Genomic DNA, 21,473 nt, shown 5'->3' on the forward strand with positions numbered 1-21,473 from the left:
CGTCACAACCTGTCCGTTGGAGAGTGTAAAGGTGAAGTCCTGGTCCGCCTGGGGGGCATGGTCCACCGTCACGGTGTAGGTCACCGTACCGGCGTCTTCATCGCCCCAACCTTCGGAGGTCAGCGTCGCGGTCGCTTCAATGAGGTCTGGTAGATCTGGAGGAGTCTCAGGTGGTTCCTCACCCACAATCCCCTCGATCGTATCGGTCGTACCGAAACTTACTCCCTGGGTCTCGGCGCCGCTGTCGGGGAGTATCTCGTTGCCGTCGGCATCGAATTTGACGAGGGTGAGGCCGCCGCCCGCGCCGCCGCCCGCACCGGCCGCGGTCGCGTCAATCTCGATGTCCTCGTCGCCTTCCAGGGCTTCCAGGATGCGTTCGGCTTCGGCCATCATGTCCATTGCATCGGCGGTCGCGGGACCCGCCGCGTACACGTCCTCGTCCAGAAGCACATCGCTCATTCTGCCGAGATCGATCTGCGACGGCGGAGGACCGTCAAGCATGATTGACACACTGCCGTCACTTTCTGTTATGATCCGTTCGTTGGCGTATACAACGCTGTTGGGCTCGAGTACCCGCTCCGTTCCATCGGGTGCTACCGCCTTCACCGTTCCGAAAAGAATTACTGCCTTGCCGATTGCCGTTGCCATGATGTCGTCTCCTTTTTCTCTTTATGTCCAGTAGGTACGTCGTTCTTTGAACGTGTCGTTTGATTGCAGTCTACCGCTTATTTTTCACATGTATATTGTACCTTGGTACTAAATCGTGGAAAAAGTGGTGTAGTATCTTTTTTACATGGCACGAAGGGACATGCGGGATACCGAAGGGCAATACCATGCGATGCTTAAGGGCGCGGAATTGAGTCATTTCCCGGGACACGACAGATACATTTGAGCTCATGGCGACGGCGAGCCATCGCGATGGATTCTGTTTTTAGCAGTTTACGCTGAAAGATATTGGTGATATCAATCTGCAGCCGTCCCGAAACCGGACGTTGCGCACCGAAGGGCGGGGCCTTTTACAACGCCGTCCTGAATTGGACGTTTTCCGACTTTTTACCGGATCGTCCGGTGCTCATCACGGAGAATTGCGGGACGCGGCATGATCGCAAACCGAAGGGTACGGAACTCGATCCGCAGTATGTGACACTATTTTGTATCCCTGTGCCGGCAAGATAAACATGCACCAAGGAGATCACGATGAAAAACGATACAGCGAAACGTGGCTATGAAATTGGATTTGAGTTTGTGAAAAACTATCAAGTCTGTGCTCAATGTGTTATCGGAGCATTGTATGAAGTGTATCCTGAAATACGGAATCCGGATGTGTTCAGATCCGCCAGCGGTCTCGCGGGAGGAACCGGCTTGAGTACGAAAGGCCAGTGTGGAGCGCTGGCGGGAGCTGTCATGGTTCTCAGTCAGCTCTATGGCCGGGATCTTGAAAATATGGACGACCTCGAGAAAAAGAGATTTGTTTCATACGGACTTGCGGACATGATGGTGCAGAAATTTTTAGAAGAATACGGAACGGTCATCTGTGGAGAAATCCAGACGAAACTTATGGGACGGCCTTTTTTTCTTTTGGACCCGGCCCAGGTTGAGGAATTTGAAAAAGCCGGCGGCGCCAGTGAAAAATGTCCGTCTGTTGTCGGCAACGCGACTCAATGGACAATTGAAATTCTTGAAAAACGGAAAAGGCAGGAAACCAGCTGAGAGAGAACCGTATCAGAGTCGTATCCGCACCGCCGAAAAGGCAAACATACAACAAGGAGACCGCAATGAAAAACGATACAGCGAAACGTGGTTATGAAATTGGATTCGAATTTGAGAAAAACTATCATGGGTGCGCCCAGTGCGTTATCGGAGCATTGTATGAAGTGTATCCTGAAATACGGAATCCGGATGTGTTCAGGTCCGCCAGCGGTCTCGCGGGAGGAACCGGCTTGAGTACGAAAGGCCAGTGTGGAGCGCTGGCGGGAGCTGTCATGGTCCTCAGTCAGCTCTATGGCCGGGATCTTGAAAATATTATTGACCTTGAAAAAAAAAGATATGTCGCATACGGACTGGCGGACACGATGGTGCAGAAATTTTTAGAAGAATACGGAACGATCATCTGTGGAGAAATCCAGACGAAACTTATGGGCCGGCCTTTTTTTCTTTTGGACCCGGCCCAGTTTGAGGAATTTGAAAAAGCCGGAGGCCATAGTGAAAAATGTCCGTCTGTTGTCGGAAACGCGACTCAATGGGCGATTGAAATTCTTGAAAAACAGAAGAAGGACTCGTGTCATGTCACACATCTAATGTCGGGTAAAGGCGTTGACGTTTAATGCGTGCTGACCTCGAAGCTTTCCATGATCAGCCGCTGGGGCTTGGTAATTTCCGTGAGCATCTGGCCGTACGTGTCGGAAAAGCGTATTCGGGAGAGCGTCTCCATCTCCAAAAGCAGTTCACGCAGGGTGTGCTTTTCCGCGAGTTTCGTCTCCCGCATTTTCCTGCGCAGGGCGCTGATGATGATGAGCGCGATGAACTGGACAAAGAGCCTGCCGTCCATGGCCGGGGAACTGTGGGTGCGAAGATGCTTCATGTCCGGACGGCGTCCTTGGTGCGGTATACCTTGAGTGCCTGAAGGGGATCCTTGATATCGTTGGTCGGAAGAACATAAAACCCGGCATAGCGGCTGCAGTGGTTCTCAATTCCCTGCATTACCTCACGTACATGCACACCCTCAGCGATGAAGGCGTTCTTGACGGGTGGGTTGAGAACCCCTGCCGGCAGTACCTGAGCGGCATGAAGTTTTTTCAGCACGCCTTTCCCATAGATCCCTCGAGCATGACCAGGTGGCGGGGTCGTATTGGAGAGGCGGGCGCTGGGAGTTGCTGAAAGAGACCATCGAAGCGGGGTTGAAACTGAAGACGGTAAAGCCATCCCGGCTTGCCCGCATCAATGTGGATACCACCGTTCAGGAGAAAGATGCTTTGGTTGCCAAAGAGCCTGCGGGTAGGACAGCGATCTGAAAAAACGAGTTTTTCAGGATCGACTAAATATAATGTATTTTGTCTTGTGCTCCGTGCTTCCCGTAACGGCCGGGTCGTCACTTTTTTATCTTTTCAAGAAAATCCCTGCCTATAGGAATCCTTTCATCGCATATTTCCCAAAGCGAATCGTGATATTCGTTCCTGTTTACTGAATGGCATAAAAAAACATTGACGCCATGTTCTTTTGCTATCCTGACGGCCGGGTTAAAATCGCTATCTCCCGCAACAAGGACCGCATCAGATATTTTCCCTGATGCGGACAAGTTTACAAGGTCAATGCTTATTAAGGTATCAATCCCTTTTTGTTCGTATTGATCGCCCCTTTTTGCAAGTTTTCCCGTTCTTACTTGGTACCTCGGCAATCGTTCCAGGGCGCGATGAAATCGTTGTGCACCTGAAAATCTACTCTTTTCTTCATCGGTTGGCGGACTGCCCTGGTACGGAAGGCAATTATAATAATATGTTCGAAGGATTGTTTTGCCCATGGAAAGTTCCTCGGACAGTTTGCAGTAATCGATTCGGATAGAGTTGTTTTTTAAGATTTTATCAAGGTATCCCCCATCAATGAAAATAGCGATTTTCACAGGAACCTCCTGTTTTATAAAAAAACCCTCGTCCGGCTAGAACGAGGGTGAGTATAAAACCTCTCACGTCCTTGATGAACGTAAGGGCGGATGCTCGCATCAGTGGTTGTGGGTTGTGACGTTACTATCGTAGAAATGCATCTGTCAAGAGATTTTTTGTATCATCAATAGCCATCCCGGGCACATCCCCTGTCTAGCGTGCGTCAGTGCATCCCTAGAAGCAATCCTGCCGGTGAAGTCCACACATTTCCGGGGGTAAGCAGGTAGATCACATTGCCTGCTTTTTTTGTTTGCCACCCCGGAGAGGGGCGGAGTGGCTGCTTCCTTCCGGCGGAGTCTTCCTCCTCTTTTTTGGATGGTCGGAACCGGAGTCTCCGAGCATTTCGCATTTCCTTACAACGTATTGCCAGGCTCAGGGTGTCCGGTCAAAATGGGGGCTAGTCCAGGCATAAGCAAGGTGCAAATAGAAAAAAAGAAGGGCTTGCCTGTTCATCGCTGAACCTGTAAGCCCTTGTATTTTTTTTGGTGCCGGAGCTCGGAATCGAACCGAGATGGGATTGCTCCCGGGGGATTTTGAGTCCCCTGCGTCTACCAGTTCCACCACTCCGGCAAGAAGTCCCGAGTATATCGACGGCGTTGGTTTTGTCAAGAATTTTATATTGACAGGGGGCGGGATGCTGTGCTAGCTAACCCGTCTGTTCGTTACGACATTCCGGGGCTGTAGCTCAGTTGGGAGAGCGCTTGAATGGCATTCAAGAGGTCGTCGGTTCGATCCCGTCCAGCTCCACCAGTATGCGTGAAGGGGACAGGCAGGTTGCCTGTCCCCTTTTTTCATGTGTGCGCCCGGCAGGGCGCCCCCACTTGGCGGTGCAAGTCCGCTACTCGCCCGGCAAGGGGAACGATGAGCCCGACGGCACGGGTGTATCCGTCACGCTCTCCCCCGGTGCTTTCCGTTCACAGGATTCCGTGCATTTTCAGAAGCCGGGTGGCGATGTTGAAATAGATGATAATGCCTCCTACGTCGGCAATGGACGTTATCAGGGGCACGCTTGCCGTGGCCGGGTCTATGTTGAACCTGGTCAGCAGACAGGGCAACAGGCAGCCCACCAGGCTTCCGAAGAGTACCACCGCCATCATGGTAAGGGCCACCACCAGGGCCACCTCGGGCCCGGACCTGAAGACGCCCACGAAGGACACCGCCAGGGCCATGCCGAGGCCCAGGAGGAGGGCGATGCCCACCTCTCTGCCCAGGAGGGTGACCCAATCCTTTGTTTTAACGTCCCCCGTAGCCAGGGCGCGCACCATCAGCGTGGCTGACTGAGCACCGGCGTTACCTCCGCTTGCGATGAGGAGCGGCATGAAGAAAACCAGTGCCACGACCGCCCGGATGGTGTCTTCGAAATAGGCGATTCCCGCTCCTGAAAGGAGGTTGACGAAAACCAGCGCCAGCAGCCAGGGAAAACGCTTCTGGATAAGAAGCCACGATCCGGCTTCCATGAAGCTGGTTTCCGTGAGCTTTTCACCGATCCCCGAAATGGAGCCCATGCGGTGAAAGTCCTCGGTAGCTTCTTCTTCGATGATGTCCTGCACGTCATCGAAGGTGACGATTCCCACGAGCCTGTCATCACCGTTTAAGATGGGCATTGCAATGAGGTCATACTTGGCCATGATGTCCGCCGTATCCTCATCGTTGTCCGTGGCCCGGCCGAAAATCGGCTCGCTGATCATGATGTCCTTCACCGGGGCGCCCGGTGATGCCATCACCAGATCCCGCAACGACACCACCCCCAGAAGCTTCCTGTCAGTATCAATGACATAGGAGTGGTAGATTGTTTCCTTGTCGGGCGCCTCCCTGCGGAGTTTGTCCAATGCCCCCGCGGCGGTAAGATCGGGCTCCAGGGTGCAGTAATCGGAGGTCATGACGGCGCCGGCCGTCCCTTCCGGGTAGGACGCGAGCTTGTGGATATCCTCGCGCTCTACCTGCGCGAGGGCCGGGAGAATGTCGTCCCGTTGCTCCGGCGTGAGCCGGTTGAACAGGTCTGCGCGCTCGTCATGGGACATGGCGCCTATAATGGCGGCCAGTTCGTGGCGGCTCATTGTCGTGGCCATGCGGGCTTCGAACCGGGCCGGAATATAGTTGAATATCTCGACCTGTGACGTGATGTCCAGAATTCTCAGAAAGGCGCAGGCACGTTCAGGAGAATAGGATTCAAAGATATGGGCCGCGTCGGCGGGATGGACGGAGGCGAAGAAATCACGCAACGATTCCCTGTCGCCTGCTTCCAGGTACGCTTCGAGCTGTTCCGTCAGGGCGTCGTGGCTGGCGTCGTCCCCGGCGAGGGCCGCTTCCAGAAGTTCTTTTAATTCATTAAGGATGGTGTCCGGCATGATCCACCTCGTGTAGTGACCGCCCACTATGGACGGTCACGGGTGGATCGGCGGGCGTCAGGTCACGCCCTGGTCCACGGGGCTGACCAGCCACAGGGGCAGGGGTAGCGCAGCGGTTTCGTCGCGCTTTATTTCCGGGCATCTACTACTCGGAATGTCCACGGTTCTGCTGTAATCCTCTGTTCGATGTTGTTCGGAAAACTCACGGTCCTTACCGTGTGATGAGCCTAATATAGCATAAATATACTCGTGTCAAGACCACGGACCGGAAAAAATGTTCGGTTCCCGTTCGCGGCATCAAAAACCGGATCGGTGTTGCCAGAAGCTTTGCATCCGTGAGAGCTCCCTGCCGGTTTTTATGTCGACAATCCTGTGCAGGAACGAAAGGGAGTCGCCGCCTTCCGTCATCTGTGCCTGGGAGGTGAGGGCATCACCTTCCAGGGCCTCCGCGATAAACAGGGCATTGATTTCTTTGAGGAAGAAGGTGTCTGCCGTTTCCGGTGGGGCGGTATCCAGCGCCCATTGAATAAAAACGGCGTTGTTGGCGTGGCGGTTCACGTCAAGATCGTGCCTCCTGACGGGGAAGGTGATTTCCCGGTCGACCCGTTTCGGATGCGGGGGGGATGGAACGGCCCAGGATATTGCCCGGCCGTTTTCTCTGTGATGCAGATTTCTGTCGAGCCGGAGGGGTTTTCTCGATTGCAGGTTGATGAGAACCCAAGAACTCCTGGCATGCATGATCCGGTTCCCCGAGTCGTCTTCCATCTCATATTCCCGCAGCTCATAGAGCCGTCGGTGGGAATGCCGCCACGTACTTATCCGGATCGATTCGCCGTGGGCAGGATGGCGCTTTACGGTCAGATGGTACTGGCGCAGGACCCAGCCGAGATTCAGCACCATGAGGTCCGCTGCCGATACGCCGAGCCGGACGGCGTGGTCAGCGGCCGCATCCTGGAGGAAGTCAAAGGCAGAGCCGACTTTCAGCCTGCCGTCAGGGCCTGTTTCCGAATAGCCGATGCTGCGATTTACTGTGAATATGGTTTCTGGCATGGATTGAGCGCGTCCGGTTCATCATCGTTACTTGAAGAGATTTTTCAAGCCTTGTTTTATGTCCCGCAGTTTCTCCGCCGCTTCTTCACGTATCCCGGCGGTTGCTTCTCCGGCACTTTCAAGAATGTCCTTTCCCCGCTGTTCCAGTTCACCGAGCTTTTCCCTGAAGACCCGGGAATGTTCCCCGGCCGAACGGGAGAGCGTGTCGTACACCAGGTCATAGGTTTCCCGGACCGCCTCTTCGGGGCGTTTTCCTCCTTTCCCGGTGCTGATATCGGTCAACCGCCGGTTGGGAATAGGGACCGTGGCGAGTTGTTTCCCCGCGGCGACAAGAACGAGAGAGCTGTTCCGCAGAACAACCTTTTTGATGGTGACATTCCTCCCCGTTTCCTTCTTTCTGTCGGGACCCGGCGGTTTTCCCCCCGCTGCCGGCTGTGTGAACCCTTCCACGTAGGTTTGCATGTTACGTATGATCTGTCGATGATTGTTTCCGAGTACGCCTTCCCAGGTAATGGAAGCTCCGTCGACAATAACCTCTTCGATAACGATGACCTTTTTCAAAAGGGATGCCATCGAGATCCTCACCGTGATGTCCCGCACGAACAGGGATCGGTTTGCATTGAAACCCTGGGGGGTGCCGAGGGTCAGGGATTTGAGTTCGATCGCTCCTGAAAACGGAGCGATCGAAACCGAATTGACCTCGACACTCACGCCGGTTATCTCCGGACCGACAACCTCGATGGCTTTGTGGATGATTTTGTCCAGCATGACATACACGGTGGCCAGGGTACCCCCGGCGACTATAACCACTACAAGAATAATGGTGATCAGGGCTTTCTTCACGGGTTCACTCTCCACAAAAGCACTATACACTGTAGGATCGTCACGTTCAAATAATTCATGCCTCATACCGGTGCGGGATTCTGCGGCACGTCGTTATTGAAGCGGCTCCGGCCGAGAGGCGGCACACCACGATGTCCGGCGATTTCGGCTCCGATGCTGCGTGGTGGTGGATTACCGGGAACGGGTCACACCTTGACAAATGACGAGATTATTTATAAAAAAGAATACTGGTATGGCTCATGGTCAATGTTCAGGGACTGATATGGACGATCATATTCGCAAGGCGCTCCTGGCGGGGTCCTGGTATCCGGCCTCATCCCGCGAGCTGCAACGACGGATCGAGGAATATGCCGGCAGTGTCTCTATGCCTGCGCTGTCGGAAAAGGACGATCTGCTTGCCGTAATAACACCCCATGCGGGCCTGTCCTATTCGGGCAGGGTTGCCGCTGCAGCCTGGACGTTTGCCGCCCGGGCGGCCCCTGACGCGATAATCCTCATAGGCATAAGCCACAGACAGCCCTTCAGGGGCGCCACCGTGTATGGCGGCGCCGGTTACGAGTCTCCTCTGGGGGTGCTGCCTGTTGACAGGGAACTGGCGGGCCTTCTGCTTGATCGTGGTGACGTTGATCTGATCTCACGGGGCTTTGATGAAAGGAATCCGGAAAACTCGATAGAATTGCAGGTTCCCTTCATCCAGATCCTTCTTCCGGGTCTGTCCTTCGTGCCGGTTACCGTGGGGTCCCAGGATCCGAGAGTATGCGATGCCGTCGCGTCGGCGATAATCGCTTCAGTGAAGAGGGAAAATCGGAAGGTACTGGTCGCCGCAAGCTCTGACTTTTCTCACTTTCACCGGTACGACGGGGCTGTGAAAATGGACCTGGCGACGCTGGATTTCATAAAGAAAATGGATGCCCCCGGTCTGCACGACGCGATTGAGCGAGGGGCATCGGAAGCCTGTGGCTACGGTCCCATACGGATAGCCATGACTGTTGCCGAGGCGTGGGGCTGTAACAGCGTACAGGTGCTGCAATACGAAAACTCCGGCGATGTGACGGGCGACAGATCGGGCGTCGTAGGCTACGCTGCCGTGGCGCTGATGAAGAGTGCGGAACAGGAGTTGAAGAACAGGGAACTGTCCGAGGACGAAGAGAATGAACTGATCAACATCGCCCGGGAAAGTATCGGCCATGCCCTGGCGGGTCGAAAGTTTTCCGCAAACCAGGCCATGGGGGAGCGTCTTCGTGAACCACGGGGCGCGTTCGTTACCCTGAAGCAACGGGGAACCTTGCGAGGGTGTATCGGCTACATCCATCCCGTGAAGCCTCTCTGCAAAACGGTGGCGGATGCGGCCCGGGCGGCTGCCTTTGACGATCCCCGGTTTGCATCGCTGACCCCGGAAGAATTCGAAAACATGGATATCGAGATATCGGTATTGGAGCCCCTGCGGAAGATCAGCACTATCGATGAAATAGAGCCCGGCCGACATGGCCTGTATATTACCAGGGGTTCCCGTTCGGGCCTGTTGCTGCCGCAGGTGGCCCGTGATCATCGCTGGGACACCATCACTTTTTTAGAAGAAACCTGTATCAAGGCGGGCCTCCCCCCGGACTCCTGGAGGGACAGTGACACGGAGATATACCTTTTCTGCGCCCGGGTCATAGGAAAGGGTCGCTGACAGGATTGCGAACCTCGCCGACTGTTCCTTATCGGAAAAAATCGTAACACAGCAACGGACACAATAAAATACTTGACAAATAGAGTGAGAAAAATTAGATTCCCTCTTTGCCTCGGTTTGTGTGATTGAGTCGTGCCTGTGGTGCGGCGTTTTCTTTTGGATATCAGGGCGTTATCGGCTGGCGTAGCTCAACAGGTAGAGCAGCTGATTTGTAATCAGCAGGTCGCGGGTTCGAATCCCATCGCCAGCTCCATTTAAAGCAACCCTTGATGTGGAGGGGTTCCCGAGCGGCCAAAGGGAGCAGACTGTAAATCTGCCGGCGGAGCCTACGGAGGTTCGAATCCTCCCCCCTCCACCATATTTTTAAAATGCGGTACGTGTTTGAGGCGGGAGTAGCTCAGTGGCTAGAGCGTCAGCCTTCCAAGCTGAGGGTCGCGGGTTCGAATCCCGTTTCCCGCTCCAGGAAACCATCGAGGAACGGCCCACGCAGTTCCCCGTGTTTTTTTGATGGTAACAGGCCCACGTAGCTCAGTCGGTAGAGCACATCCTTGGTAAGGATGAGGTCACCAGTTCAATCCTGGTCGTGGGCTCCATTCTCGTGAGGAAGCATGTGCGATGAGAGATATCATTACCCTGGCCTGCGGTGAATGCAAGCAGAGAAATTATACGACGACGAAGAACAAGAGAACCATGAAAAATCGTCTCGAATTAAAGAAGTACTGTCGCTTTTGCCAGGTTCACACAGTACATAAGGAAACAAAGTAGACAGGAGCACTATGCAGGCCAGTAGCTCTAACGGATAGAGCGCCGGACTCCAAATCCGGATGTTGGGGGTTCGAATCCCTCCTGGCCTGCCATTTCAATTTCAGGGCGTACGCATGGAAAAGATTGGAAATGCCTGGAGAGTGTCGGTTCAGTTTGTACGGGAAGCTCGATCGGAATTGAAAAAAGTCACCTGGCCGACGCCGAAGCAGGCCCTCGCTTCGACATCGGTGGTTATTTTCGTTGTTTTGTTTATAAGCCTCTACCTGGGCCTTATCGACACAGTGTTGACGAGGCTGGTGAGGCTCGTACTGGGATAATCCACTATGGCTTTCAAATGGTATGTCATACACACCTACTCGGGATTCGAGAACAGGGTGAAGCAATCTCTTGAGGAACGGATAGCCGCCTCGGGAATGCAGGAGTATTTTGCCGACATCCTCGTTCCCGAAGAGGACGTGGTGGAGCTTGTCCGGGGCGAAAGGAAGACATCGAAGCGCAAGTTTTTCCCCAGCTACATGCTTATCAACATGCAGCTCAATGAGGACACCTGGCACCTTGTGAAGGAAACGCCGAAAGTGACGGGATTCATCGGCAGCAAGGAAAAACCTTCGCCCATTTCGAGTGACGATGTGGAACTCCTGAAGACGAGAATCAGCGAGGGAACGCTGAAACCAAAACCCAGATTCCGGTTCGAAATCGGCGACCATGTGAGAATCATAGACGGCCCCTTCTCAAACTTTGACGGGGTCGTGGACGAGGTGAAGGAAGAAAAGGGCAAGCTGCGGGTTATCGTCAGCATATTCGGGCGATCGACGCCGGTGGAGCTTGATTTTATTCAAGTGGCCCAGAGTTGATGAACTCGGGAAAAATCGAAAAACCTCGATACGATGAAGGACGGCTTCGTAAAAAGCGCCCCGGCCCGTCTCCGGCGGGCCTGCATCATACAACCAACGTGCCGTAAGCGGGCATCGTTGAGTATGTGTAATACGTGATTTTATATATGTGCGCCTCTGTTACCTGGAAGTTCATTGAGGCAGGGCGCGCGCGTACGGTGCGTCGTAGTGACGGGGGTTGCAACCCGGCGGGGCATCCGGACTTGAGCGATGCCGTCGGAGTCAGCAAATGACCGTTACGGTTTAAATCATTGAGATTGTTGAGGGAACGAGGATGGCAAAAAAGATTATCGCGCAGATCAAGCTTCAGATTCAGGCCGGGAAAGCTACTCCCTCGCCACCGATCGGACCCGCCCTGGGCCAGCACGGGGTGAACATAATGGAATTTTGCAAGGCATACAATGCAATGACACAGAACCAGGAGGGAACGGTAATTCCCGTGGTCATTTCCGTGTATGCCGACAAATCCTTCACCTTTATAACGAAAACGCCTCCCGCATCGGTTTTGCTCAAACAGGCCGCCAAGATAGCGAAGGGGGCGGGAGATCCGAAGCGGGAAACGGTTGGAAAAATTTCCAGGAAGCAACTCAAAGAAATTGCCGAACTCAAGTACAAGGATCTGAATGCCGTAGACATGGAAGGCGCTCTGGACATTATCGGTGGGACGGCTCGATCCATGGGTATAGAGATCGGTGACTAAAAAAATCGAGGGTGTATTACAATGGCACACAGGGGCAAATCATATCTGGAACAACGAAAAAAGGTAGAGCCGGGCAGAAGCTATCCCGTCAGGGAGGCCGTTGAAATTGTGGTTTCCACGGGAAGGGCCGCGTTTGACGAAACCGTGGATGTCGCTATCCGCCTTGGCGTCAACCCCAAGCATGCCGATCAGATGGTTCGCGGGAGTGTTGTTCTGCCGAACGGACTTGGAAAATCCATCCGGGTTCTTGTTTTTGCCAAGGGCGATAAAGAACGGGAGGCTGTGGAGGCCGGGGCTGATTATGCCGGTTCCGATGATCTGATTGAAAAAATTCAGGGCGGCTGGCTTGAGTTTGACCGGGTGGTGGCCACTCCCGACATGATGGGGGCGGTAGGAAAGCTTGGAAAAATTCTTGGCCCCCGCGGATTGATGCCGAACCCGAAGGTGGGAACGGTGACCTTTGATGTTAAGCAGGCGGTAACGGAGCTGAAAGCGGGACAGGTGGAGTTCCGCGTTGATAAGGCCGGTATCGTTCACAGTTCCGTTGGAAAAGTATCCTTCGGAACGGAAAAACTCATGGAAAACCTTCTCGCGCTTATTGATTCGACTATAAAGCTGAAGCCCGCGACGAGCAAGGGTACCTATCTCAGAAACATATCTCTCGCTACTACCATGGGTCCGGGCGTCAAGGTCGATACCCTTGATGTGCGAAACAGCTTGCGGTCCGTGTAAAAAACATAAAGCAGAGACGAACGTAAAGTCAAAGACAGCAGGTACAGGGTTGTTTAAACAGGTGTCAGAAGGCCTGCCGAGACGTGTTGCATAGATATAGATAGAGAGTAAGGCATGTTTCTTCCTGTAAAGCGGTCTGACTTTCGAGCGTATAGGTGTCGGGTGAATATTTTATTGTTTGAAAGGAGGCCATGGATTGGACAGAGGTAAAAAAGAACAAGTCGTGGCGGAACTCAACGAGAAGCTCAGGCGCGCGAAAATTGCCATGCTTGCCGATTACAGCGGCATCAAGGTCAAGGACCTCAGTGAGTTGAGAAATGGGCTTCGCAAGACCGGCAGCGATGTGCAGGTTGTGAAGAACAATCTTCTCGTCCGGGCCCTGAAGGAAACGAACTACACGGGTCTTGACTCCCTGCTGGGCGGTCCACGGGTACTCATCCTCAATTACGGCGATGTCGTGGCACCGACCAAAATCCTCGTAGATTTTGCAAAAAAGAACGCTGCCCTGGAGATCAAGGGCGGTGTTTACGAGGGATCTTCCCTGTCGCCGGAGCAGTTGGTTACGCTGGCGTCCCTGCCCGGCAAAGAGGTGCTGCAGGCGAAGTTGTTGTCGCTGTTTGTTGCGGTTCCGACACAGCTGGTAACGGCTCTCAGCGGTGTGCAAAGAGGGCTTGTCACGGTGCTGGACGGCTACCGGGCCAAAAAAGAACAAACCAATTAAGAAACCTACAGGAAGGAAGAGACAATGTCAGAAACGAAGATTACGAAGGCCGATGTCATTTCATTCATAGAGAACATGACTGTTCTCGAACTCTCTGAAATGGTCAAGGAACTTGAAGAACGACTGGGAGTTTCAGCTGCGGCCCCCGTAGCGGCGGTTCATGCTGCCGGTGCCGCGGCCGCCCCGACGGAAGCGCAGGAAGAGCAAACCGAGTTCGATGCCATCCTGACGAGCTTCGGGGATCAGAAGATCCAGGTGATCAAGGTGGTTCGGGCTATTACCGGGCTGGGGCTCAAGGAAGCCAAGGATCTCGTTGAAAGTGTGCCGAAGGCTGTCAAAGAAGCCGTCTCAAAGGATGAAGCCGCCGATATAAAGGCGAAAGTCGAAGAAGTTGGTGGAACCGTGGAGGTTAAGTGATCCCTCCGGGAGCGTCACGAGGTTCCCGTTGATACTATATACAGTAAGGATCCCTGAATGATGCGAATACGCAGAAGTTTTGGCCGTATAAAGAAAATTGTTGATATTCCGAATCTCATCGAGATTCAAAAGAACTCCTACGAGAAATTTCTCCAGACCGACGTTCCCCCCGAAGAACGAGTGAACGTTGGTCTGCAGGGGGCGTTTCGGAGTGTTTTCCCCATCGTGGATTTTGGAGAAAAATGTTCTCTTGAGTTTGTAAGCTATCGCATCGAAAAAGCCCGCTACGATGTGAAGGAGTGCATCCAGAAGGGCATGACCTATAACGCTCCTCTGAAAATTGTGGTTCGCCTCGTTGTCTTTGACACGGGGCGGGGCGCCGAAAAGCGTATCATCAGGGACATCAAGGAGCAGGAAATATATTTCGGAGAGATCCCGCTGATGACGGAAAAAGGCACGTTCCTCATAAATGGAACGGAGCGCGTCATTGTCAGTCAGCTTCATCGCTCTCCGGGTATATTCTTCGATCATGACAAGGGAAAGACCCACGGAAAGCTGATCTACTCTGCCCGCGTTATTCCCATCCGGGGATCCTGGCTGGACCTCGAGTTCGACCCCAAGGATCTCGTTTTCGCCAGGATCGACAGAAGGCGGAAAATGCCTGTAACTATTCTTCTGAAGGCTATGGGATACACCGATGAGGAACTCCTGTCCCATTTCAATCGCATTGAAACACTGCTCATCGACAAAGGTGTATTTTACCTGAAGGTTGATGAGTTCATCGTTGGTGAACGTGTTCCCGCGGATGTTGTGCATCCCGGAACAGATGAGACATTCATCAAGAAGGGGAGAAAAGTCACCAGGGCGATCCTCAAACGTGTGGAAGAGGCCGGAATTACCCGTATCGAGATTGGGCAAGACTATCTCGTTGGCAGGGTGGTCGCGGCCACCGTGAAGGATGAAAGCACGGGAGAGGAGATTGTACGGTGCAACGAAGAACTGGATGAGGAGAAGATCGACCGGATTTTCAAGGGAAAGGTGAAGACAATAAAGCTTGTTCAGCTCGGTGACGAGGGGGCTGACGCCTACATCCGCAATACGCTCCTGATGGACAAGATAGAAGACGAGGAAGAGGCCATCGTCGATATCTACCGGCGGCTGAGGCCGAGCAATCCCCCTACTGTCGATACGGCGCGGCGCTTTTTCAACACCCTCTTCTTTTCGTCTAACAGTTACGACCTGTCCGACGTGGGCCGGGCGAAGATGAACTACAAACTCAAGCTCAATGTTCCGACCGATCTAACGGTGCTGCGGAAGGAGGACATCCTCGAGGCGGTAACCTACCTGATAAATCTCAGGAACGGCCGGCCTGAGTACAGCATAGACGACATCGATCACCTTGGAAATCGGCGGATCAGGTCGGTCGGTGAACTGATCGAGAACCAGTACCGCATCGGCCTGGTGAGAATGGAACGCGCCATCAAGGAGAAAATGAGCCTTCTCGATGTCGAAACCATGATGCCGAACGACCTGGCAAACTCGAAGCCCGTTACGGCGGTGGTCAATGAATTCTTTGGAAGCAGCCAGCTTTCACAGTTCATGGATCAGACGAACCCTCTTTCGGAGGTGACCCACAAGCGCCGCCTTTCGGCGCTGGGACCCGGTGGACTTACCCGGGAAAGGGCGGGTTTCGAAGTGCGCGATGTCCACAACACCCATTACGGACGCATCTGTCCCGTGGAAACGCCGGAAGGGCCGAACATCGGGCTCATCGTTTCTCTCAGTACCTATGCGAGCGTCAATGAGTTCGGGTTCATCGAGACACCATCCTTTGTCGTCAGGGACGGCAGGGTATTTGTTGACGAGATCAGGTACCTGACGGCCATGGAAGAGGAGACGGAGATCATTGCCCAGGCTGACAGTATTCTGGACAAGGACGGCCGCTTCGTAGAAAAACTGGTAACCGCAAAGAAAGGAGGAGACTACGTAACCGTCGATCCAGGTGAAATCACGCTCATGGACGTGTCTCCCAATCAGCTGGTGAGTGTTGCCGCCGGTCTGATACCCTTTCTGGAGCATGACGACGCGAACCGGGCCCTCATGGGTTCCAACATGCAACGCCAGTCCGTCCCGCTCCTGCAGCCTCAGGCTCCACTTGTGGGAACGGGCATGGAGCAGGTGGTCGCCCGTGACTCCGGTGCAGTTATCGTGGCCAGGCGATCAGGGATCATCGAGGATGTGGACGCCTCCAGAATTGTTGTCAAGGCCGATACGGAAGGGGAGGACGAATTCGACACAGGCGTCGATATTTATAACCTGATCAAGTATCAGCGGTCGAACCAGGATACCTGTTTCAACCACAAACCCATCGTGAAGATGGGGGATCATGTGGCGAAAGGAGACATCATCGCCGACGGTCCCGCGACACAATGGGGCGAACTCGCCCTGGGCAGGAACGTCATGGTGGCCTTCATGTCATGGGGCGGCTATAATTACGAAGACTCAATCCTGGTAAGTGAGAGAATCGTCAAGGACGATATCTACACATCGGTGCATATCGAAGAATTTGAAACCGTTGCCCGGGACACGAAGCTCGGCAAGGAAGAAATTACCCGAGACATTCCCAACGTGGGTGATGAAGTACTGAGGAACCTCGATGAAAGCGGCATCGCCAGGATCGGCGTTTCCGTGAAAGCTGGAGATATTCTGGTTGGAAAAGTCACTCCCAAGGGAGAAACACAGCTGTCCCCTGAAGAGAAGCTTCTTCGAGCCATTTTCGGAGAAAAGGCGGGGGATGTGCGTGACACGTCGCTCCACGTGCCTCCCGGAGTGGAAGGAACCGTGGTGGACGCCAAGATATTCTCCCGCAAGGGCACTGAGAAGGATGGAAGAACCCAGCTTATCGAAGACGAGGAAATCAACCGGATCAACAAGGATCGCGATGACGAGATAACGATTATCACCGAGAGCGTCAAGCGCAAGGTGGCCGGTCTTCTGGCGGGCCACGCGTCCCTTTCGAAACTCACTGATTTTTCGAAGAAAAAGATTCTTCTGAAGAAGAACGAAGAGATTACGGAAGAAAAACTGCAGAATATCCCCTTCAGTCTCTGGAAGGATATAACCATTGAAGACGCCGCCGTGGAAGAGAAGGCGAGGAAAATCTTCGTCAATCTTGAAAATAAAATTGAGGGGATAGAAGCCTTTTTCGAGGAAAAGAAAGAAACGGTTAAGGCCGGCGACGAACTGCCGCCGGGCGTGATCAAACTGGTGAAGGTCTACGTGGCCATCAAGCGGAAGCTCTCCGTGGGAGACAAAATGGCTGGCCGCCATGGAAACAAGGGTGTCCTGTCGAGGATTTTGCCCGAGGAGGACATGCCCTTCTTTGCCGACGGAACTCCCGTGGATATCGTGCTCAATCCTCTTGGTGTGCCCTCCCGCATGAACGTGGGGCAGGTCCTGGAGACCCATCTCGGTTGGGCTTCGAAGGAGCTGGGAGCGAAAGTGCACGACCTCCTGAAGCATTACAGGGACCGTCAGTCCACGCTGTCGATCCTCAAGGATATCTACGGTGACGACGAGCGGGCCGCCTCTCTGGAGGGTGCCTCCGAGGAAGAATTCAGGCTGTTCAGAGAGCGTATCAAGGCAGGCATTCCCATGGCCTCGCCGGTTTTCGACGGTGCCGGAGAGGAAGAGATCAAGAAGATGCTCTCCCTGGCCGCACTGCCGGTGAGCGGACAGACACAGCTCTACGATGGAAGAACAGGCCGCCCGTTTGACCAGGAGGTCACCGTGGGTATCATATACATGCTCAAATTGCATCACTTGGTGGATGACAAGATTCACGCCCGTTCAATCGGCCCCTATTCGCTGGTGACGCAACAGCCCCTGGGAGGCAAGGCTCAATTCGGCGGTCAGAGACTTGGTGAAATGGAAGTCTGGGCCATCGAGGCCTATGGCGCGGCCTACTCACTTCAGGAATTTTTGACGGTGAAATCCGACGACGTGGCAGGAAGAACCCGAATGTACGAGGCCATTGTCAAGGGCGACCACACGCTTGAGCCGGGACTTCCCGAATCCTTCAATGTTCTCATCAAGGAACTGCAGGGATTGTCGATCGATGTAGAGTTGCTCGAAAACGACTCGTGACGGATACCGCGTGATATCTGATTTTTCTCACTACAATCTGCTCCGTGGAATGCTGGATCAGGCTGTCCGAAGATGCCGGGCAGCCTGACACGGTACGTATCTGCGGATAGCAGTAATAACGTTTCAAAAAAGGGAGTCATTCAGTGGAAGATATTTTTGGTTTTTTCGAAAAACCGAAAGATCCGGTCAAGTTCAATGCTGTAAAAATATCTCTGGCGTCGCCCGAGACGATTCTTTCCTGGTCTCACGGTGAGGTCAAGAAACCGGAAACTATCAATTACAGAACCTTCAAGCCTGAACGGGACGGCCTTTTCTGTGCCAAGATATTCGGTCCGGTAAAGGATTACGAGTGTCTCTGCGGCAGATACAAGCGAATGAAGCACCGCGGCATAGTCTGCGAAAAATGCGGTGTTGAGGTCATCCAGTCGAAGGTGCGGAGAGACCGTATGGGCCACATCGTTCTGGCCGCTCCCGTTGCCCACATATGGTTTTTGAAAAGCCTTCCCAGCAGAATCGGCAACATGCTCGATCTCACGCTGAAAGATCTGGAGCGGGTTCTGTACTTCGAGTCCTGGATCGTGACAGACCCGAAGAGCACACCCCTGAAGAAAAAAGAGCTGCTCCTGGACGAACAGTACTTTGAATACCGCGAAGAGTACGGACCTGACGCCTTCGAAGCGGCCATGGGTGCCGAAGCGATTCGAAAGCTTCTGGAAGAGATCGATCTCGAGGAACTGGACGATGAACTCAGGGCCGAGTTGAAGGCAGCGACATCGGACACGAAACGCAAGAAACTGACCAAGCGCCTGAAGGTCGTTGAAAGCCTGAGACAGTCGAACAACCGTCCCGAATGGATGATCCTGACGATTCTTCCTGTTATTCCCCCGGATCTGCGCCCGCTGGTTCCCCTTGACGGCGGCCGCTTTGCCACGTCGGATTTGAATGATCTCTACAGGCGCGTGGTGAACCGTAACAATCGGCTCAGGCGTCTTCTGGAGCTGAGTGCCCCGGAGATCATAATCAGAAATGAAAAACGCATGCTTCAGGAAGCCGTGGACGTTCTCTTCGATAACGGCAGAAGGGGAAGGGCCGTTACGGGTTCCAACAAGCGCCCCCTCCGATCATTGTCGGACATGCTCAAGGGAAAGCAGGGACGGTTCCGGCAAAACCTCCTGGGGAAACGGGTGGACTACTCCGGCCGGTCTGTCATCACTGTCGGCCCTGATCTGCGGCTCCACCAGTGCGGCCTCCCCAAGAAGATGGCGCTGGAGCTGTTCAAACCCTTTATTTACAACCGTCTGGAAGAAAAAGGATTTGTGACGACGGTGAAGAGTGCCAAGAAAATGGTTGAGCGGGAGGCGCCTGAGGTATGGGATGCCCTGGACGAGGTGGTCCGTGAATATCCCGTTCTCCTGAACCGGGCTCCGACGCTGCACCGGCTCGGCATACAGGCTTTCGAGCCCGTTCTCATCGAGGGCAAGGCAATCCAGTTACACCCCCTGGTCTGTCAGGCATTTAATGCCGACTTCGACGGAGACCAGATGGCCGTGCACATACCTCTTTCCGTTGAGGCCCAGGTGGAGGCCCGGTGCCTGATAATGTCCACCAACAACATCCTGTCTCCCGCGAGCGGGAAACCCATTATTGTGCCGAACCAGGATATCGTCCTCGGCGTATACTATCTCACCAGGGCCGGCCGGTTTCTCAAGGGCGAGGGCATGGTTTTCGCCGATCCCGAGGAAGTTCGGTGCGCCTATGACGCGGGGCAGGCGGCGCTTCATGCCCGGGTAAAGGTCCGGATGAACGGGAGCATCGTCGAGACAACCGTGGGCAGGGTCCTTCTCTATGAGATTGTCCCGCCGGAAGTGCCCTTTGAAGTTGTCAACAAGCTCATGAACAAGAAGGAACTGTCAAACCTCGTTGATTATGCCTACCGGGTCTGCGGAGCGAAAAACACCGTTATCCTGGCGGACCGCCTCAAGGATATAGGATTCCGATACGCCACCGTGTCCGGCCTTTCTATAGCCATTGACAACATGGTCATACCCGCCGGTAAAACGGACATCGTGAACCGCGCGACGGACGACGTACTCGAAATCCAGAAGCAGTACATGGAAGGACTGATAACCGATGGTGAGCGGTACAACAAGGTTATCGACATCTGGGCCCACGCGACGGAACGTGTCGCCGACGAGATGTTGCGGGATATCGCCACGGACGAGACGGCGGGTCCCGACGGTGAAACGGTGAAGGTGGAGAGTTTCAACCCCATTTTCATGATGGCCGACTCGGGAGCCAGAGGCAGTGCCGCCCAGATCAGGCAGCTCGCCGGAATGAGGGGTCTCATGGCGAAGCCTTCAGGTGAAATCATCGAGACACCCATTACCGCTAATTTCAGGGAGGGCCTCTCGGTTCTCCAGTACTTCATCTCAACCCACGGAGCACGGAAAGGTCTCGCCGACACGGCATTGAAAACCGCAAACTCGGGATATCTGACACGGAGGCTCGTTGATGTCGCCCAGGACGCCATCGTCAGTGAAGAGGACTGCAAAACCCTTGACGGTATCTATGTGTCGGCTCTCGTCGAGGGGGGGGAAATAATTGAAACAGCCGGCGAGCGTGTTCTCGGCCGGGTCGCGCTGGATGATATCACCGACCCCTTCACGGGCGAAGTGCTGGTGGCGGCAAACGAGGAAATCGATGAAGCGCGGGCGGAGAGTATCGACAGAGTGGGCATTGAACGGGTTCTCATACGTTCGGCCCTGACCTGCAAGAGCGCCTACGGCGTGTGCGCCAGGTGTTACGGCAGGGATCTCGCCCACGGTCGCCTGGTCAATATCGGCGAAGCCGTAGGGATTATTGCCGCGCAGTCAATAGGCGAACCAGGAACCCAGCTTACCATGAGGACCTTCCATATCGGCGGCGCGGCAAAGTTCGAGGAACATTCAACGCTCGAGGCGCGACATGACGGCAAGATTCAGTTTTTCAATCTTGCGACGGCCACGAACCGTTATGGCGAAACGATCGTCATGAGCCGCACCAGCGAGGTTCATGTGCTCGATGACAAGGGAAGAAGCCGGGGCAAGTACCCCGTGCCCTATGGAGCCAGGCTGCGGGTAAGGGAAGGCCGGAATATCGGCAGGGGCGATCTTATCGCCGAGTGGGACCCATACTCGATTCCCATTATTTCAGAAGTGGACGGTATCATAAAGTACGGCGACATCGTGGAGGGGAAAACCATCCAGGAACAGGTTGATGAGGTGACCGGATTGTCCCGGAAAGTGGTCGTGGAGCACCAGGACCCGAACTTGAGGCCCCGCGTTTCCATTAAGGATGAGGAGGGAAGAACCGTTCGGCTTCCGGGAGCAAAGGGGGTAGCCCGGCACCTTATGCCCGTTGGAGCCAATATAGTGCTTTCCTCCGGTGATGTGGTCAAGGCCGGTGATATCATTGCCCGGATTCCTCGGGAAACGACAAAGACCAAAGATATTACCGGTGGTCTGCCCCGGGTCGCCGAGCTCTTCGAG

19 protein-coding genes, 7 tRNA genes and 1 pseudogene are annotated in these 21,473 nt (G+C 54.2%); 19 read left to right on the forward strand and 8 right to left on the reverse strand.

Going from position 1 to position 21,473, the window contains the following annotated elements:
* Positions 1 to 648: retention module-containing protein (locus tag M0Q23_09285; GenBank protein MCK9528813.1), on the reverse strand; the 648-nt coding region annotated here is incomplete at its 3' end.
* A gap of 549 nt (positions 649 to 1,197) precedes the next feature.
* On the opposite strand from M0Q23_09285, the gene M0Q23_09290 reads away from it, so the two are divergent.
* Both M0Q23_09290 and M0Q23_09295 read left to right on the forward strand, forming a co-directional pair.
* On the forward strand, positions 1,198 to 1,710 hold the full coding sequence (locus M0Q23_09290) for a C-GCAxxG-C-C family protein (protein MCK9528814.1): 513 nt from the start codon (positions 1,198 to 1,200) through the stop codon (positions 1,708 to 1,710).
* A 65-nt stretch (positions 1,711 to 1,775) separates the two neighbouring features.
* On the forward strand, positions 1,776 to 2,324 hold the full coding sequence (locus tag M0Q23_09295) for a C-GCAxxG-C-C family protein (GenBank protein MCK9528815.1): 549 nt from the start codon (positions 1,776 to 1,778) through the stop codon (positions 2,322 to 2,324).
* On the opposite strand, the gene M0Q23_09300 is transcribed toward M0Q23_09295, so the two are convergent.
* Together M0Q23_09300 and M0Q23_09305 are read right to left on the reverse strand one after the other, a co-directional pair.
* Positions 2,321 to 2,581: a hypothetical protein gene (locus M0Q23_09300; protein MCK9528816.1), complete on the reverse strand. Its 261-nt coding sequence runs from the start codon at positions 2,579 to 2,581 to the stop codon at positions 2,321 to 2,323. The two genes, M0Q23_09295 and M0Q23_09300, sit on opposite strands and share 4 nt — an antisense overlap.
* Entirely contained in the window at positions 2,578 to 2,802 is a 225-nt protein-coding gene (locus tag M0Q23_09305) for a hypothetical protein (protein MCK9528817.1), read from the reverse strand. The genes M0Q23_09300 and M0Q23_09305 overlap by 4 nt, the downstream gene beginning before the upstream one ends.
* On the opposite strand from M0Q23_09305, the pseudogene M0Q23_09310 reads away from it, so the two are divergent.
* Positions 2,722 to 2,897 (forward strand): annotated as a pseudogene (locus M0Q23_09310) (transposase). The gene M0Q23_09305 and the pseudogene M0Q23_09310 sit on opposite strands and share 81 nt — an antisense overlap.
* A gap of 191 nt (positions 2,898 to 3,088) precedes the next feature.
* Here the strand turns inward: M0Q23_09310 and M0Q23_09315 are convergent.
* Together M0Q23_09315 and M0Q23_09320 are read right to left on the reverse strand one after the other, a co-directional pair.
* On the reverse strand, positions 3,089 to 3,616 hold the full coding sequence (locus M0Q23_09315; GenBank protein ID MCK9528818.1) for an NYN domain-containing protein: 528 nt from the start codon (positions 3,614 to 3,616) through the stop codon (positions 3,089 to 3,091).
* A gap of 523 nt (positions 3,617 to 4,139) precedes the next feature.
* Positions 4,140 to 4,226, reverse strand: a tRNA-Leu gene (locus tag M0Q23_09320).
* Between the two features lie 104 nt (positions 4,227 to 4,330).
* On the opposite strand from M0Q23_09320, the gene M0Q23_09325 reads away from it, so the two are divergent.
* Positions 4,331 to 4,406 (forward strand) — tRNA-Ala (locus tag M0Q23_09325).
* 164 nt (positions 4,407 to 4,570) lie between these two features.
* On the opposite strand, the gene mgtE is transcribed toward M0Q23_09325, so the two are convergent.
* The 3 genes from mgtE to M0Q23_09340 form a co-directional block, all read right to left on the reverse strand.
* The gene (gene mgtE / locus M0Q23_09330; GenBank protein MCK9528819.1) at positions 4,571 to 6,004 is read right to left on the reverse strand and encodes a magnesium transporter; all 1,434 of its coding nucleotides are present in this window, start codon (positions 6,002 to 6,004) and stop codon (positions 4,571 to 4,573) included.
* A gap of 297 nt (positions 6,005 to 6,301) precedes the next feature.
* A complete protein-coding gene (locus M0Q23_09335; protein ID MCK9528820.1) occupies positions 6,302 to 7,054 on the reverse strand; it encodes a thioesterase in 753 nt (250 codons plus the stop codon).
* 27 nt (positions 7,055 to 7,081) lie between these two features.
* Positions 7,082 to 7,897 carry a hypothetical protein gene (locus M0Q23_09340; GenBank protein MCK9528821.1) on the reverse strand — a complete coding sequence of 272 codons (816 nt, stop codon included), beginning with the start codon at positions 7,895 to 7,897 and terminating at the stop codon, positions 7,082 to 7,084.
* Positions 7,898 to 8,159: 262 nt separating this feature from the next.
* Between M0Q23_09340 and amrB the strand changes: the two genes are divergently transcribed.
* The 15 genes from amrB to rpoC all read left to right on the forward strand — a co-directional run.
* On the forward strand, positions 8,160 to 9,572 hold the full coding sequence (gene amrB, locus M0Q23_09345) for an AmmeMemoRadiSam system protein B (GenBank protein MCK9528822.1): 1,413 nt from the start codon (positions 8,160 to 8,162) through the stop codon (positions 9,570 to 9,572).
* A 177-nt stretch (positions 9,573 to 9,749) separates the two neighbouring features.
* A tRNA-Thr gene (locus tag M0Q23_09350) sits at positions 9,750 to 9,825 on the forward strand.
* Between the two features lie 20 nt (positions 9,826 to 9,845).
* Positions 9,846 to 9,930: transfer RNA gene (locus tag M0Q23_09355), tRNA-Tyr, on the forward strand.
* Positions 9,931 to 9,958: 28 nt separating this feature from the next.
* Positions 9,959 to 10,034 (forward strand) — tRNA-Gly (locus M0Q23_09360).
* Positions 10,035 to 10,089: 55 nt separating this feature from the next.
* Positions 10,090 to 10,165: transfer RNA gene (locus M0Q23_09365), tRNA-Thr, on the forward strand.
* A 22-nt stretch (positions 10,166 to 10,187) separates the two neighbouring features.
* Complete coding sequence (gene rpmG / locus M0Q23_09370; GenBank protein ID MCK9528823.1) at positions 10,188 to 10,337, forward strand: 50S ribosomal protein L33; 150 nt, start codon at positions 10,188 to 10,190, stop codon at positions 10,335 to 10,337.
* A 15-nt stretch (positions 10,338 to 10,352) separates the two neighbouring features.
* A tRNA-Trp gene (locus tag M0Q23_09375) sits at positions 10,353 to 10,429 on the forward strand.
* 21 nt (positions 10,430 to 10,450) lie between these two features.
* The gene (gene secE / locus M0Q23_09380) at positions 10,451 to 10,654 is read left to right on the forward strand and encodes a preprotein translocase subunit SecE (protein ID MCK9528824.1); all 204 of its coding nucleotides are present in this window, start codon (positions 10,451 to 10,453) and stop codon (positions 10,652 to 10,654) included.
* Between the two features lie 6 nt (positions 10,655 to 10,660).
* Positions 10,661 to 11,191, forward strand: a complete 531-nt coding sequence (gene nusG, locus M0Q23_09385) for a transcription termination/antitermination protein NusG (GenBank protein ID MCK9528825.1) — start codon at positions 10,661 to 10,663, stop codon at positions 11,189 to 11,191.
* Positions 11,192 to 11,504: 313 nt separating this feature from the next.
* Positions 11,505 to 11,930, forward strand: coding sequence for a 50S ribosomal protein L11 (rplK, locus tag M0Q23_09390; protein MCK9528826.1), 426 nt, complete (start codon positions 11,505 to 11,507; stop codon positions 11,928 to 11,930).
* Positions 11,931 to 11,951: 21 nt separating this feature from the next.
* Positions 11,952 to 12,662: a 50S ribosomal protein L1 gene (gene rplA, locus M0Q23_09395; GenBank protein ID MCK9528827.1), complete on the forward strand. Its 711-nt coding sequence runs from the start codon at positions 11,952 to 11,954 to the stop codon at positions 12,660 to 12,662.
* A gap of 196 nt (positions 12,663 to 12,858) precedes the next feature.
* Complete coding sequence (gene rplJ / locus M0Q23_09400) at positions 12,859 to 13,383, forward strand: 50S ribosomal protein L10 (GenBank protein MCK9528828.1); 525 nt, start codon at positions 12,859 to 12,861, stop codon at positions 13,381 to 13,383.
* 24 nt (positions 13,384 to 13,407) lie between these two features.
* On the forward strand, positions 13,408 to 13,800 hold the full coding sequence (gene rplL, locus M0Q23_09405; protein ID MCK9528829.1) for a 50S ribosomal protein L7/L12: 393 nt from the start codon (positions 13,408 to 13,410) through the stop codon (positions 13,798 to 13,800).
* Between the two features lie 57 nt (positions 13,801 to 13,857).
* Complete coding sequence (gene rpoB / locus M0Q23_09410; GenBank protein ID MCK9528830.1) at positions 13,858 to 17,946, forward strand: DNA-directed RNA polymerase subunit beta; 4,089 nt, start codon at positions 13,858 to 13,860, stop codon at positions 17,944 to 17,946.
* Between the two features lie 143 nt (positions 17,947 to 18,089).
* The coding region (gene rpoC / locus M0Q23_09415; GenBank protein ID MCK9528831.1) for a DNA-directed RNA polymerase subunit beta' at positions 18,090 to 21,473 on the forward strand (3,384 nt) is incomplete at its 3' end.

Source organism: Syntrophales bacterium (assembly GCA_023228425.1).
GTDB lineage: Bacteria > Desulfobacterota > Syntrophia > Syntrophales > UBA2210 > MLS-D.

Excerpts from the sequence above, each read along its gene's own strand:
- M0Q23_09290 (MCK9528814.1), top strand. The coding sequence starts at position 1,198 with ATGAAAAACGATACAGCGAAACGTGGCTATGAAATTGGATTTGAGTTT.
- M0Q23_09295 (MCK9528815.1), top strand. The coding sequence starts at position 1,776 with ATGAAAAACGATACAGCGAAACGTGGTTATGAAATTGGATTCGAATTT.
- M0Q23_09300 (MCK9528816.1), bottom strand. The coding sequence starts at position 2,581 with ATGAAGCATCTTCGCACCCACAGTTCCCCGGCCATGGACGGCAGGCTC.
- mgtE (MCK9528819.1), bottom strand. The coding sequence starts at position 6,004 with ATGCCGGACACCATCCTTAATGAATTAAAAGAACTTCTGGAAGCGGCC.
- M0Q23_09335 (MCK9528820.1), bottom strand. The coding sequence starts at position 7,054 with ATGCCAGAAACCATATTCACAGTAAATCGCAGCATCGGCTATTCGGAA.
- amrB (MCK9528822.1), top strand. The coding sequence starts at position 8,160 with ATGGACGATCATATTCGCAAGGCGCTCCTGGCGGGGTCCTGGTATCCG.
- rpmG (MCK9528823.1), top strand. The coding sequence starts at position 10,188 with ATGAGAGATATCATTACCCTGGCCTGCGGTGAATGCAAGCAGAGAAAT.
- secE (MCK9528824.1), top strand. The coding sequence starts at position 10,451 with ATGGAAAAGATTGGAAATGCCTGGAGAGTGTCGGTTCAGTTTGTACGG.
- nusG (MCK9528825.1), top strand. The coding sequence starts at position 10,661 with ATGGCTTTCAAATGGTATGTCATACACACCTACTCGGGATTCGAGAAC.
- rplK (MCK9528826.1), top strand. The coding sequence starts at position 11,505 with ATGGCAAAAAAGATTATCGCGCAGATCAAGCTTCAGATTCAGGCCGGG.
- rplA (MCK9528827.1), top strand. The coding sequence starts at position 11,952 with ATGGCACACAGGGGCAAATCATATCTGGAACAACGAAAAAAGGTAGAG.
- rplL (MCK9528829.1), top strand. The coding sequence starts at position 13,408 with ATGTCAGAAACGAAGATTACGAAGGCCGATGTCATTTCATTCATAGAG.
- rpoB (MCK9528830.1), top strand. The coding sequence starts at position 13,858 with ATGATGCGAATACGCAGAAGTTTTGGCCGTATAAAGAAAATTGTTGAT.